At 67.6% G+C, this 12,651-nt stretch carries 12 protein-coding genes; 6 read left to right on the top strand and 6 right to left on the bottom strand.

Annotated features, from left to right (window positions below; genetic code table 11):
* Positions 1 to 58: 58 nt before the first annotated feature.
* The 6 genes from fsa (at position 59) to OJF58_RS14645 (ending at position 4,279) form a co-directional block, all read left to right on the top strand.
* Entirely contained in the window at positions 59 to 715 is a 657-nt protein-coding gene (gene fsa, locus OJF58_RS14670; protein WP_300778438.1) for a fructose-6-phosphate aldolase, read from the top strand.
* A 17-nt stretch (positions 716 to 732) separates the two neighbouring features.
* Complete coding sequence (locus tag OJF58_RS14665; protein WP_300778437.1) at positions 733 to 1,476, top strand: DUF484 family protein; 744 nt, start codon at positions 733 to 735, stop codon at positions 1,474 to 1,476.
* Between the two features lie 4 nt (positions 1,477 to 1,480).
* Positions 1,481 to 2,422, top strand: a complete 942-nt coding sequence (locus OJF58_RS14660; RefSeq protein ID WP_300778436.1) for a tyrosine recombinase XerC — start codon at positions 1,481 to 1,483, stop codon at positions 2,420 to 2,422.
* Positions 2,423 to 2,505: 83 nt separating this feature from the next.
* Positions 2,506 to 2,889, top strand: a complete 384-nt coding sequence (locus OJF58_RS14655) for a hypothetical protein (RefSeq protein WP_300778435.1) — start codon at positions 2,506 to 2,508, stop codon at positions 2,887 to 2,889.
* Positions 2,890 to 2,966: 77 nt separating this feature from the next.
* Positions 2,967 to 3,473 carry a sigma-70 family RNA polymerase sigma factor gene (locus OJF58_RS14650; protein WP_300778434.1) on the top strand — a complete coding sequence of 169 codons (507 nt, stop codon included), beginning with the start codon at positions 2,967 to 2,969 and terminating at the stop codon, positions 3,471 to 3,473.
* Complete coding sequence (locus OJF58_RS14645; protein ID WP_300778433.1) at positions 3,470 to 4,279, top strand: anti-sigma factor; 810 nt, start codon at positions 3,470 to 3,472, stop codon at positions 4,277 to 4,279. The genes OJF58_RS14650 and OJF58_RS14645 overlap by 4 nt, the downstream gene beginning before the upstream one ends.
* 13 nt (positions 4,280 to 4,292) lie before the next feature.
* Here the strand turns inward: OJF58_RS14645 and OJF58_RS14640 are convergent, their stop codons facing one another.
* The 6 genes from OJF58_RS14640 to sucC all read right to left on the bottom strand — a co-directional run bounded on the left by OJF58_RS14640 (position 4,293) and on the right by sucC (position 12,501).
* The gene (locus OJF58_RS14640) at positions 4,293 to 4,568 is read right to left on the bottom strand and encodes a hypothetical protein (protein WP_300778432.1); all 276 of its coding nucleotides are present in this window, start codon (positions 4,566 to 4,568) and stop codon (positions 4,293 to 4,295) included.
* A 25-nt stretch (positions 4,569 to 4,593) separates the two neighbouring features.
* A complete protein-coding gene (gene lpdA / locus OJF58_RS14635) occupies positions 4,594 to 6,006 on the bottom strand; it encodes a dihydrolipoyl dehydrogenase (protein WP_300778431.1) in 1,413 nt (470 codons plus the stop codon).
* Between the two features lie 112 nt (positions 6,007 to 6,118).
* On the bottom strand, positions 6,119 to 7,381 hold the full coding sequence (gene odhB, locus OJF58_RS14630) for a 2-oxoglutarate dehydrogenase complex dihydrolipoyllysine-residue succinyltransferase (protein WP_300778430.1): 1,263 nt from the start codon (positions 7,379 to 7,381) through the stop codon (positions 6,119 to 6,121).
* Positions 7,382 to 7,415: 34 nt separating this feature from the next.
* Positions 7,416 to 10,313 (bottom strand): 2-oxoglutarate dehydrogenase E1 component, encoded by a 2,898-nt coding sequence (locus tag OJF58_RS14625; RefSeq protein WP_300778429.1) that lies wholly within the window; start codon positions 10,311 to 10,313, stop codon positions 7,416 to 7,418.
* Positions 10,314 to 10,429: 116 nt separating this feature from the next.
* Positions 10,430 to 11,305 carry a succinate--CoA ligase subunit alpha gene (gene sucD / locus OJF58_RS14620; RefSeq protein WP_300778428.1) on the bottom strand — a complete coding sequence of 292 codons (876 nt, stop codon included), beginning with the start codon at positions 11,303 to 11,305 and terminating at the stop codon, positions 10,430 to 10,432.
* Complete coding sequence (gene sucC, locus OJF58_RS14615; RefSeq protein WP_300778427.1) at positions 11,305 to 12,501, bottom strand: ADP-forming succinate--CoA ligase subunit beta; 1,197 nt, start codon at positions 12,499 to 12,501, stop codon at positions 11,305 to 11,307. The genes sucD and sucC overlap by 1 nt, the downstream gene beginning before the upstream one ends.
* Between the last annotated feature and the right edge of the window lie 150 nt (positions 12,502 to 12,651).

The raw sequence follows: 12,651 nt of genomic DNA, 5'->3' as shown, positions 1-12,651 counted from the left end.
ATCGCTAGAAATTGCGGCGGCACGCCAATCCGAACCACTGGCCATTGGGGTATTTTATATGAAGTTCTTCGTCGATACCGCCGATGTCGCCGAGATCAAGGACCTCGCCGCATCGGGGCTCCTGGATGGGGTCACCACCAATCCCTCGCTGATCATGAAGTCCGGCCGACCCATGCTCGAGGTGATCAAGGAAGTCTGCGCCGTCGTTCCCGGCCCGGTCAGCGCCGAGACGGTGTCGACCGACCACAAGCGGATGCTCGAGGAAGGCAGGAAGCTCGCCAAGATCGCCAAGAATGTGGCGGTGAAGGTGCCGCTCACGCCCGACGGCCTCAAGACCTGCAAGGCGTTGGTCTCGGAGGGCACGATGGTGAACGTCACGCTCTGCTTCTCGGCGGCGCAGGCGCTGCTGGCGGCCAAGGCGGGAGCCACCTTCGTCTCGCCCTTCGTCGGCCGCCTCGACGATATCGGCCAGGACGGCATGCATCTCATCGCCGAGATCATGACGATCTTCCGCCAGTATCCGGACTACAAGACGCAGGTGCTGGTAGCTTCGGTGCGCCACAGCCAGCATGTGATCCAGGCGGCGAAGCTCGGTGCCGATGTCGCCACGGTGCCACCCAACGTATTGCGTGGCCTCTTCAAGCATGTGCTGACCGACAACGGGCTCAAGGCCTTCCTCGACGACTGGGCCAAGACCGGCCAGTCGATCCTCTGACCGCGAGGCGCGGGGGCATGGGCGGAAGGGAGACCGAGGGCACCGTGGAGGCGCCCGACGGGTCGGGGCGGCAGGTGAAGCTGATCACGGCCGACGATGTCGTGGCCTATCTCAAGGCCCACCCCGATTTCTTCACCAAGCATGCCGAGCTGGCGGGCGAGCTTGGCCTCTCTTCCCCGATCCAGGGTCCGGGCGTCATCGACATGCAGCAGGCGATCCTGAAGCGCCTGCGTTCGGAGATCGATCGCCTCAAGAGCGAGCGCACGGAGATCATCGCCAACTCCAGGCAGAACCAGATCGTCCAGAACCGAATCCAGGCGGCGGTGATCAGCATCATCCAGGCGTCGAGCTTCGAGAAGATGATCCATGTCGTCACCCACGAGCTGCCCGATCTCCTGGACGTCGATTTCATCGCCCTCGCGATCGAGGGCACGCCCGACGCGCCGAAGAGGGCGGCGTCGGTGCGCGGCGTCTATGTGCTCGAGCCGGGCGCGATCGATGCCGCCGTCGGCGCCGACAAGCATGCCCGCCTGCGCAGCCACGTCACGGGCGAGGAAGCCTTCTTCGGCGATGTCGCCCGGTTCGTGCAGTCCGACGTGCTCTTGCGCCTGCGTGTGTCGTCCGGCTCGCCGGATGGCGTGATGTGCTTCGGCTCGCGCAACCCGGAGGCGTTCGGGCCGGACATGGCGACCGAGCTCCTGTTCTTCCTGGCCAAGGTGCTGGAAAACACCATCCGCGCCTGGCTCGACCTGCCCGAGTAGCGGCATGCCGGGGAGTCTCGCGGCCGCGCGCGAGGCATGGCGGGACTGGCTGAAAAGCGAGCGACGGCTCGCCGATCATACCCTCGTCGCCTACGAGCACGACGTCGCGACCTTCCTCGGCTTCATGACCAGCTATCTCGGCGCACCGCCGACGCTCGACGCGCTCGCCAGGCTGAAGCCCGCCGAGTTCCGCGCCTGGCTCGCCGACCGCGCCCGCAACGGGCTGGCGCGCCCCTCGACGGCGCGCGCGGTGTCCTCGGTGCGCTCCTTCTTCCACTTCCTCGACAGGGAAAAGCTCGCGCACAATGCCAGCATCGGCACGCTGCAGACGCCCAGGCTGCCGCACGCGGTGCCCAAGGCGCTCTCGGAGGCCGACATGGACGAGGTTCTCGAGGCCGAGTCCGAACGGGAGCGCGAGCCCTGGATCGACAAGCGCGACGCGGCCGTCCTGCTGCTGCTCTACGGCGCCGGCCTGCGCATCGGCGAGGCGCTCGGCCTCACCAAGGCGATGGTCGAGGACCTCCTGGGCGCGGGCCGTGACACGCTGGCCGTTACCGGCAAGGGCCGCAAGACCCGGATCGTGCCGCTCCTGCCACAGGCGCTCGAGGCGCTGGCCGCCTATCGCGACGCCTGTCCGCATCTCGCCGCCCTCGCCGGCAGCCATGCCTTCTTCCTCGGCGCGCGCGGCGGCCCGCTCGACCCCGCGATCGTGCAGAAGCGGGTGCGCGAGATCCGCCGGCAGCTCGGCCTGCCCGACTCGGTGACGCCGCACGTCCTGCGCCACTCCTTCGCCACCCATCTTCTGGGCGCGGGCGGCGACCTGCGCACCATCCAGGAGCTGCTGGGCCACGCCTCGCTCTCGACCACCCAGCGCTACACCGACGTCGACGCCGCCCGCCTGACCTCCGTCTATCGCGCCGCCCATCCCAGGGCGAAGGCGCGGTAGATCACATTTCTTTACCGGCGGCGGGAATAGACCTTCCCTGCCAGCGTCTCTCTTTCGTGCGTCAACATCTGCACGGAGGAGATATGCTCAAGAAGCTCGCTTTCACGGTCTTTGCCATGGCGCTCGCCACATCGGGGGCGGCGTTGGCCGCCGAGCCCTCGTCGATGGCGCCGTCGACCAAGAACGGCATGTTCGTCGATGCCAAGGGCATGACGCTCTACACCTTCGACAAGGACACGCCCGGCAAGTCGGTCTGCAACGGGAAGTGCGCCCAGAACTGGCCGCCGCTCCTCGTCGCCGACGGCGCCAAGGCCTCCGGCAACTGGTCGATCGTCACCCGCGACGACGGGCTGAAGCAGTGGGCCTACAAGGGCAAGCCGCTCTATGGATGGGTCAAGGACACCAAGCCCGGCGACACGACCGGCGATGGCTTCCTGCAGGGCGCCTGGCACGTCGCCCGACCCTGACGGAAGCCGGGGCGCCGGCCGCGTTTCCCGAATGCCCACCCGCCGGCGTCCCGGCTTTCGCGTAGACTGACGCCTCGATGGCCGACATTGCCGCCCTTCTGGAGCAGCAGATCCCGGCGCTGCGCCGCTATGCCTACGCCCTGCTGCGCGACCACGAGCGCGCCGACGATCTCGTGCAGGACACGCTGGAGCGGGCGCTGTCGCGCTGGGCGCTGCGACGCGCCGACGGCGATCTGCGGGCCTGGCTGTTCGCCATCCAGCGCAACCTTTACCTCAGCCGCTGGCGGCAGGACCGCCGCCGGGAAAGCCCGGTCGCGATGGAGGATGCGGCCCTCCCCGGCGTGCCGGCCCGGCAGGAGAGCACGCTCGAGGTCCACGACGTGCTGGCGGCGCTCGACCAGCTCCCCGAGGAGCAGAAGTCGCTGCTGCTGCTGGTGGGGGTCGAGGATTTCTCCTACGACGAGGCGGCGCGCATCCTGGGCATGCCGGTCGGCACGGTGATGTCGCGCCTGTCGCGGGCCCGCCAGCGGCTGCGCGCGATCGTCGAGACCGGCCGCACAACATTGCTCCGGAGAGTGAAATGACCGGCCGGGACGCCGTGGTCCGGGAGGAGGATCTGCAGGCCTATGTCGACGGTTGCGCCGGCGGCGAGCGGCGGACCGAGATCGAAGCCTATCTGGCGCAGCATCCGGATGTGCGCGAGCGCGTGATGCTGGAACAGCGGCAGCGCGCGACGCTGCGCGGCCAGCTCGGGGGCAAGTTCGCCGAACCGGTCCCGTCCCGACTGTGGATCGTCAATATCCAGGCCGCGCGCCGGCGCCGATGGGCACGACGGGCCGGCCTGGCCGCGGCGGGTGTGCTGCTGTTTGCCGGCGGCATCGGCGCCGGCTGGATCGGCGCAAGCCGAACCGAAACGGCCGCGGCACGAGCGACGCCGGCCACGACCGCGGTTGCCGACAGCGCGTCGGCCGCCTACCGCACCTTCGTCGTCGAAGTCGCCCATCCGGTCGAGGTCGACGCCCGGCACGAGGCCCACCTGCTGCAATGGCTGTCGCGGCGCCTCGGCAAGCCGCTGGTCGCGCCCGATCTCAGCCGCTTCGGCTACCGCCTGATGGGCGGACGGCTGTTGCCATCGGACGATGGCGCAGCCGCCCAGCTCATGTACGACGATCCGGCGGGCAAGCGTCTCACGGTCTATGTCCGGGCCGCACAGGGCAACGAGACGGCCTTCCGTTTCCGGCACGAGGGCGAGATCTCGACTTTCGCCTGGATCGACCGCGGTTTCGGCTTCGCGGTCACGGGCGCCGTGTCGCGCGACGAGCTGCTGCCGATCGCCGAGGCGGTCTACCACCGTCTGAACGGCGGCGGTGCGGGGACGGCAAAGGACTGAGCCGGCGGAGAGCTCACTTCGACGGATCGGTGAGATCGTCGAACTCCCGCAGGTGGCGCGGCGCCCAGCGGTGGGTCCGCGCCTTAGAGATCCACTGCGAGAGGGTCGGCCAACGGCGACGCGCCGCCTTCACATAGCGGCGGCCGCTGTCGAATTCGGTGGCGAAGAGGTAGAGGGCCAGCACGAAGAAGATCCAGCCCTGCAGGATGGGCACGAGACCGCCGATCACCGACATGATCAGGCAGGCAACGATCGCGAGCACCATCAACGGCTTGCGCATGTCGGTCACGACACTGTCTTCATGGCAAACGTCTCTACAGGTGGATCGGCCTGTCCCAGGCCGCGAGGGCGGCCTCCTTCATCGCTTCGTTCACAGTCGGATGGGCGTGGCAGACGCGGCCGATATCCTCGGCCGAGGCCGAGAACTCCATCGCCATCACTGCCTCGGCGATCATGGTGCCGGCCTCGGCGCCGATGACGTGCACGCCCAGCACCTGGTCGGTCGCCTTGTCGGCCAGCACCTTCACGAAGCCCTCGGTGGCGCCGTTGGCGCGGCTGCGCGGATCGGCCGTGAAGGGATACTTTCCGATCTTGTAGGCGATGCCCTCCGCCTTGAGCTGCTCCTCGGTCTTGCCGACCCAGGCCACCTCCGGCTGGGTATAGACGACCGAGGGCACGAGATCCCAGTTCACATGGCCCTTCTGGCCGGCCAGCGTTTCGACGCAGGCGATACCGTCCTCGCTTGCCTTGTGGGCGAGCATCGGTCCGTCGATCGCATCGCCGATCGCATAGATGCCGGGCACCGAGGTCTGGAAATGCGCATCGACCTCGATGCGGCCGCGCGACGAGAGCTTGACGCCCGCCTTGTCGAGACCCAGGCCCTCGACGTACGGCCGCCGGCCGATCGACACCAGCAGGATGTCGGCTTCGAGCGTCTCGGGTGCACCGCCCTTGGCCGGCTCGACGGTGATCGCAATGCCGCCGGCCGAAGGCTCGGCCCTGGTCACCTTCGAGCCCAGCCTGAACTTCAGGCCCTGCTTCGCGAGCATGCGATGGAAGTGCTTGGTCACCTCGTCGTCGACGCCGGGTGTGATGCGGTCGAGGAACTCGATCACCGTCACATCCGAGCCGAGACGGCGCCAGACCGAGCCCAGCTCCAGGCCGATGATGCCGGCGCCCACGACCACGAGGCGCCTGGGCACCTCGGCAAGCTCGAGCGCGCCGGTCGAGGACACGATCTTCTTCTCGTCGATCGTGACGCCCGGCAGCGGCGTCGATTCCGAGCCGGAGGCGATCAGGATGTTCCTGGCCGACAGCGTCTCCTTGACCGCGCCGTCGTCGCCCAGGACGGCGACCGAACCCGCCTTCTCGATGCGGCCGGTGCCCTGGAAGGCCGTGATCCTGTTCTTCCGGAACAGGAAGGCGACCCCCTTGGTGGTGGCGTCGACCACCTCGTTCTTGCGCTTCATGAGCTGCGCGAAGTCGAGCCTGGGCAAGCCGAGCTCTATGCCGTGAACCGCGAGATCATGGCCCGCCTGCTCGAAGAGGTGGGACGACTGCAGCAGCGCTTTGGACGGGATGCATCCGACGTTCAGGCAGGTTCCGCCGAAAGTCGCGCGCTTCTCGACCACCGCGACCTTCATGCCGAGCTGCGCCGCCCGGATCGCCGCCACATAGCCGCCGGGCCCGGCGCCGATCACCACCAGATCAAAGGTTTCGTTTGCCATCGCCTATCGCCGCTCCAGACTCGGTGTCATCCCGAGCGCAGCGAGCGAGGGATCCTTGCCGATGGCGAAAGATCCCTCGCTGCGCTCGGGACGACACTGTTTTCGCTAACGCTCAAACCCCCAGCAGCAGCCGCTCGGGATCCTCGATGCATTCCTTCACGCGCACCAAGAACAGCACGGCCTCGCGGCCGTCGATGATGCGGTGGTCGTAGGACAGCGCCAGGTACATCATCGGCCGCACCTTGATCTCGCCGCCCACGACCATCGGCCGCTGCTGGATCTTGTGCATGCCGAGGATGCCGGACTGCGGCGGGTTCAGGATCGGCGTCGACATCAGCGAGCCGTAGACGCCGCCGTTCGAGATGGTGAAGGTGCCGCCCGTCAGGTCGGCGATCGACAGCTTGCCGTCGCGCGCCTTGCGGCCGAGATCGGCGATGCCCTTCTCGATCTCGCCGAAGCCCAGCACGTCGGCATCGCGCAGCACCGGCACCACGAGGCCGTTGGGCGTGCCGACCGCGACGCCGATGTCGTAGTAGTTCTTGTAGACGAGCTCGTCGCCCTCGATCTCGGCGTTGACCGCCGGCAGCTCCTTGAGACCGGCGATGCAGGCCTTGACGAAGAAGGACATGAAGCCGAGCCGCGCGCCGTGCTTCTTCTCGAAATCCGCCTTCAGCCGCTCGCGCAACGCCATGACGTTGGTCATGTCCACCTCGTTGAAGGTGGTGAGCATGGCGGCGGTGTTCTGCGCCTCCTTGAGCCGGTTGGCGATGGTGCGGCGCAGGCGCGTCATGCGCACGCGCTCCTCGCGGTCGGCGCGCGGCCGCGGCCCGGCCGGCACGGCCGGCTTGACGGCAGGCGCGGCGCTCGGCGCCGGGACGGACTGCAGGGCGGCCAGCACGTCGGCCTTGGTGGCGCGACCGTCCTTGCCGGTGGGCTGGATCGCCGACGCGGCCACCTCCTTCTCTTCCGCGAGCTTGCGCGCGGCGGGCCCGGAGGCCGCGAGATTGGCGCCCGGCCCCACGCCGGCCATGACCGGCGCCGGAGCCGTGTGGACCGCAGGCGGAACGGCCGCCGCCGGTTTCGGCGGCGCAGCCACCGGCGCGGGACCGGCGGACGCGGACGAAGCAGCGGCGCCGGCACCGGCCTCGATATGGCACAGCACGCCGCCCACCTGCACCGTGGCGCCCTCGGCCACGGCGAGATCGGCCATGGTGCCCGCCACCGTGGCATTGACCTCGACCGTCACCTTGTCGGTCTCGAGCTCGCACAACGGCTGATCGATCGCCACCACGTCGCCCGCCTTGACCAGCCACTTGGCGACGGTCGCCTCGGTGACCGATTCACCCAACGCCGGGACCTTGATCTCGACGGCCATGACTCAAAACCTCCTTCGTCGCCGACCGTGCGCGTCAGCCGACCGTGAGCGCGCGATCGACCAGATCGGCCTGTTCCTTGAGATGCGTGCGCAGCGCGCCGGTCGCCGGCGACGCCGCTTCGGGGCGGCCGATATAGACCGGCCGCTTGCTTCTGACATCGATACCCGAGAGCGAGCGCTCGATGCGGCGGTCGACGAAGTGCCAGGCGCCCATGTTCTCGGGCTCCTCCTGGCACCACACGACCTCGGCGTTGGGGTAGTGCGCGAGCCGCACGCCCAGCCGCGTGATCGGGAACGGATAGAGCTGCTCGACGCGCAGGATGGCGATGTCGTCGATCTTGCGTTTGCGCCGCTCGGCCAAGAGGTCGAAGTAGACCTTGCCGCTGCACAGGATGACGCGACGTACCTTCTCGCGATCGGCCAGCGTCTCGGTCTCGATCAGGATGCGCCGGAACGACGAGCCGGGGCCGAAATCCGCCAGCGTCGAGACGCACTCCTTATGGCGCAGCAGCGACTTCGGCGTCATGACGATCAGCGGCTTGCGGAAAGGGCGCCGGACCTGACGCCTCAGCGCATGGAAATAGTTGGCGGGCGTGGTCGGCACGACGACCTGCCAGTTGTCCTCGGCCGAGAGCTGCAGATAGCGCTCCAGCCGCGCCGAGCTGTGCTCGGGCCCCTGCCCTTCGTAGCCGTGCGGCAGCAGCATCACGAGGCCGTTCATGCGCAGCCACTTGCTCTCGCCCGAGCACAGGAACTGGTCGATGATGACCTGCGCGCCGTTGGCGAAGTCGCCGAACTGCGCCTCCCACAGCACCAGGGCGTTGGGCTCGGCCGATGAATAGCCGTACTCGAAGCCCAGCACACCCGCCTCGCTCAAGGGGCTGTCGACGACCTCGAAATGCGCCTGCTCGCCGCCGAGATTGTTGAGCGGCACGTACTTGCGCTCGGTGGTCTGATCGATCAGCTCCGAATGGCGCTGCGAGAAGGTGCCGCGCGCCGAGTCCTGGCCGCTGAGGCGCACCGGCGTGCCCTCGGCGAGCAGCGTCCCGAAGGCCAGCGCCTCGCCGGTCGCCCAGTCGATGTCCTTGCCGGTCTCGATCGCCTTGCGCTTCTCGTGCAGGAGACGAACGATCTTGCGGTTGAGGTCGAAGTTCGGGGGCGGCTCGGAGATCGCCTTGCCGACGGCGACGAGCCGGTCGAGCTCGACCGCCGTCATGCCCTTGCGGTCCTCTTCGCCCGGCGCGACGGTGAAGCCGGTCCACTTGCCTTCCAGCCAGTCGACCTTGTTGGGCTTGTAGTTGGCGGCCGCTTCCAGCGCCTTGTCGAGCTTCTGCCTGAGCTCCGCGTCCATCGCCGCGACATCGGCCGCACTCACGACCCCTTCGGCCTCGAGCTGCGCGGCGTAGACCTGCTTCACCGTCTTGTGGCCGCCGATCTTCTTGTACATCAGCGGCTGGGTGAACATCGGCTCGTCCGACTCGTTGTGCCCGTAGCGGCGATAGCAGAACATGTCGATCACGATGTCGCGCTTGAAGCGCTGGCGGAACTCGGTGGCGATGCGGCAGGCATGGACCACCGCTTCCGGATGGTCGCCGTTCACGTGCAGAATCGGCGCCTGCACGATCTTGGCCACCTCGGTGCAATAGGGGCCCGAACGCGAGGAGGTCGGCAGCGTGGTGAAGCCGATCTGGTTGTTGACCACCAGATGAATGGCGCCGCCGATGCGGTAGCCGGCGAGGTCGCTGAGGTCGAGGCTCTCCGCCACCAGTCCCTGGCCGGCGAAGGCTGCATCGCCATGCATCAGGATCGCCATCACCTGGCTGCGTTCCTCGTCGCCGCGCTGGTCCTGCTTGGCCCGTGCCTTGCCCAGCACCACCGGGTCGACCGCCTCGAGGTGCGAAGGGTTGGGCGCCAGCGACAGATGGATCACGTTGCCGTCGAACTCGCGGTCGGCCGAGGCGCCGAGGTGGTACTTGACGTCGCCCGAGCCGCGCATCTCCTCGGGCAACGAGGGGCGCCCCTGGAATTCGGAGAAGAGCGCGGTGTAGCTCTTGTGCATCACGTGCACGAGCGTGTTGAGGCGGCCGCGATGGGGCATGCCGATCACCACCTCGCGCACGCCGAGCTGGCCGCCGCGCTTCAGGATCTGCTCGACGCCGGGAATGAGCGATTCGCCGCCATCGAGGCCGAAGCGCTTGGTGCCGACGAACTTCAGGCCGAGATACTTCTCGAGCCCTTCCGCGTCGACGACCCGCTGCAGGATCGCGCGCCGGCCTTCGAGCGTGAAGTCGGTGCGGTTCTCGACATGCTCGATGCGTTCCTGGATCCAGGCCTTCTGGTCGGGGTCGGAGATGTGCATGTATTCGACGCCGATCTTGCCGCAATAGGTCTTGCGCAGCCGGTCCATGATCTGGCGCAGCGTTGCGGCGTCGCCCAGGCCCAGCACGCCGAAGATCAGGATCGGGCGATCCCAGTCGCCGTCGCCGAAGCCGTAGGTCGCCGGATCGAGCTCGCGATGAGGCGCCTGCTTCACCAGGCCGAGTGGATCGAGGTCCGCCTCGAGATGGCCGCGGATGCGATAGGCGCGGATCAGCAGGAACGCGCGCGAGGTATCGTAGGCGGCGGCGCGGATCGCCTCTTCGCCCTGGCCCGCGAACGGCATCGCCGCCGCGCCGTCGCCGCCCTTGATGTTGAGGTTGGCGGCCGCGCGCGGCATCTCGGAGTCGGGAACATCGATCACGCGGGCCCCGTTGGGCGCCCAGGAAGCGCCGCGCACTTCGGCCAGCACATCGCCCCGCTCCTCGGCCAGCGCCTCGAAGAAGGTGCGCCAGTCGGCATCGACTCGGGCCGGATCCTCGAGGAAGCGCGCGTAGAGCTCCTCGATGAAGGGCGCGTTCGCACCGAACAGGAACGATGTCTGCTCTGCCTGCATGGCTCTTTGCTCCTTCAGCGCCTCATCCTCGTCCTGAGCGCAGCGGAGGACCTCACGCCGGTCCTGCAGCCCACCATGTCCAGGATCCTTCGCTTCGCTCAGGCTGACGAAGATAATCAGCCCTTCATGGCCTTGAGCATTTCCTCGCCCAGCGCGGCCGGCGAATCGGCGACCCTGATGCCCGCGGAACGCATGGCCGCGACCTTGAATTCCGCCGTGTCGTGGCCGCCCGAAATCACCGCGCCGGCATGGCCCATGCGGCGGCCCGGCGGCGCGGTGCGCCCGGCGATGAAGCCCACGACCGGCTTTTTGGTCCTGGAAGCCTTGATGAACTCCGACGCCTTGACCTCGGCGTCGCCACCGATCTCGCCGATCATGACGATGCCCTCGGTCTCCGGATCGGGCAGCAGCATCTCCAGGCATTCGACGAAATTGGTGCCGTTCACCGGATCGCCGCCGATGCCGATGCAGGTCGTCTGGCCGAGACCGGCCGCCGTCGTCTGCGCCACCGCTTCGTAAGTAAGAGTGCCCGAGCGCGAGATGATGCCGATCTTGCCGCGCTTGTGGATGTGCCCGGGCATGATGCCGATCTTGCACTCGCCGGGGGTGATGACGCCGGGACAGTTGGGCCCGATCAGGCGCGACTTCGAGCCGGCGAGCGCGCGCTTCACCTTCACCATGTCGATCACCGGGATGCCCTCGGTGATGCAGACGATGAGCGGGACCTCCGCATCGACCGCCTCGAGGATCGAATCGGCGGCGAAGGGCGGCGGTACGTAGATGACCGAGGCCGTGCAGCCGGTCTTGGCGACCGCCTCGGCGACGGTGTCGAACACCGGCAGGTCGAGATGCGTTGTGCCGCCTTTGCCCGGCGTCACGCCGCCCACCATCTTGGTGCCGTAGGCGATCGCCTGCTCGGAATGGAACGTCCCCTGGCTGCCCGTGATGCCCTGGCAGATGACCTTGGTGTTCTTGTCGACGAGGACGGCCATCAGTTCGACTCCTTGACCGCCTGGACGATCTTTTGCGCCGCGTCGGCGAGGTTCTCCGCCGACGTGATCTTGAGTCCCGACTGCTTCAGGATCTTCTTGCCGAGATCGACATTGGTGCCCTCGAGCCGCACCACCAACGGCACGTGCAGGTTGACCTCGCGCGCCGCGGCGACCACGCCCTCGGCGATCACGTCGCAGCGCATGATGCCGCCGAAGATATTCACCAGGATGCCCTCGACGTTGGGGTCCTTGAGGATGATCTTGAAGGCGGCCGTCACGCGCTCCTTGGTGGCGCCGCCGCCGACATCGAGGAAGTTGGCAGGCGCCGATCCGTAGAGCTTGATGATGTCCATGGTGGCCATGGCGAGGCCCGCCCCGTTCACCATGCAGCCGATCTCACCGTCGAGCTTGACGTAGTTCAGCGCGTATTTCGCCGCCTCGGTCTCGGCCGGATCCTCCTCGTCCGTGTCGCGCAGGTCCTCCAGCTCCTTGTGGCGAAAGAGCGCGTTGTCGTCGAAGTTGATCTTGGCGTCGAGCGCGATCACGCCGCCGGCAGCGGTCACCACCATCGGATTGATCTCGATCAGCGAGCAGTCGAGCTCCACGAAGGCGCGGTAGAGCCCGCCCAGCAGATTGACGAAATTGTTGACCTGCTTGCCGGTGAGGCCGAGCGCGAAGGCGATCTTGCGGCCGTGATAGCCCTGGTAGCCGGCGGCGGGATCGATCGCCTGCTTGACGATCTTGTCGGGCGTATCGTGGGCCACCGTCTCGATATCCATGCCACCTTCGGTAGAGGCGACGACCTCGATGCGGCCTACGGCGCGATCCACCAGCAGCGAAAGGTAAAGCTCGCGCTTGATGTCGCAGCCTTCCTCGATATAGAGCCGCCGCACCGTCTTGCCGGCCGGCCCGGTCTGCTTGGTGACCAGCTCATGGCCCAGCATGGCCGCGGCGTTGGCCCCTACCTCCTCGACCGACTTCACGACCCGCACGCCGCCCTTGCCCTTGGGATCGTCCTTGAACCGTCCCGCCCCGCGGCCGCCGGCATGGATCTGCGCCTTCACGACCGTTACCGGGCTGCCCAGCTTCCGGGCGACGTCCATCGCCTCGTCCTTGGTGTACGCGACGCCCCCTTTCAGCAGGGGGACGGCGAATTTAGCCAACAATGCCTTGGCCTGATATTCGTGGATATTCATGGAGTCCTGTCGTTCGGGACCGGCTGCGACAGCTAAGTTTTAAAACGCAACTTAGCAATACCTGCGGCACTCTATGAGCGCCGCAGGGCCTTTGCAACGACCGACTGATGATCCTTTTGCGGCCGGCGCGCCTACATGCACGGAGCGCGC

Origin of the sequence: Enhydrobacter sp., from assembly GCF_030246845.1 — a bacterium.
In the GTDB taxonomy this organism is placed as follows: domain Bacteria; phylum Pseudomonadota; class Alphaproteobacteria; order Reyranellales; family Reyranellaceae; genus Reyranella.
This window is presented reverse-complemented; position numbering and strand designations above follow the sequence as displayed.

What these genes read in the sequence shown, in the direction of transcription:
- OJF58_RS14650 (WP_300778434.1), top strand. Translation starts at nt 2,967, where the DNA reads ATGGCCGACATTGCCGCCCTTCTGGAGCAGCAGATCCCGGCGCTGCGC.
- OJF58_RS14660 (WP_300778436.1), top strand. Translation starts at nt 1,481, where the DNA reads ATGCCGGGGAGTCTCGCGGCCGCGCGCGAGGCATGGCGGGACTGGCTG.
- OJF58_RS14655 (WP_300778435.1), top strand. Translation starts at nt 2,506, where the DNA reads ATGCTCAAGAAGCTCGCTTTCACGGTCTTTGCCATGGCGCTCGCCACA.
- sucC (WP_300778427.1), bottom strand. Translation starts at nt 12,501, where the DNA reads ATGAATATCCACGAATATCAGGCCAAGGCATTGTTGGCTAAATTCGCC.
- lpdA (WP_300778431.1), bottom strand. Translation starts at nt 6,006, where the DNA reads ATGGCAAACGAAACCTTTGATCTGGTGGTGATCGGCGCCGGGCCCGGC.
- OJF58_RS14665 (WP_300778437.1), top strand. Translation starts at nt 733, where the DNA reads ATGGGCGGAAGGGAGACCGAGGGCACCGTGGAGGCGCCCGACGGGTCG.
- sucD (WP_300778428.1), bottom strand. Translation starts at nt 11,305, where the DNA reads ATGGCCGTCCTCGTCGACAAGAACACCAAGGTCATCTGCCAGGGCATC.
- odhB (WP_300778430.1), bottom strand. Translation starts at nt 7,381, where the DNA reads ATGGCCGTCGAGATCAAGGTCCCGGCGTTGGGTGAATCGGTCACCGAG.
- OJF58_RS14645 (WP_300778433.1), top strand. Translation starts at nt 3,470, where the DNA reads ATGACCGGCCGGGACGCCGTGGTCCGGGAGGAGGATCTGCAGGCCTAT.
- OJF58_RS14625 (WP_300778429.1), bottom strand. Translation starts at nt 10,313, where the DNA reads ATGCAGGCAGAGCAGACATCGTTCCTGTTCGGTGCGAACGCGCCCTTC.
- fsa (WP_300778438.1), top strand. Translation starts at nt 59, where the DNA reads ATGAAGTTCTTCGTCGATACCGCCGATGTCGCCGAGATCAAGGACCTC.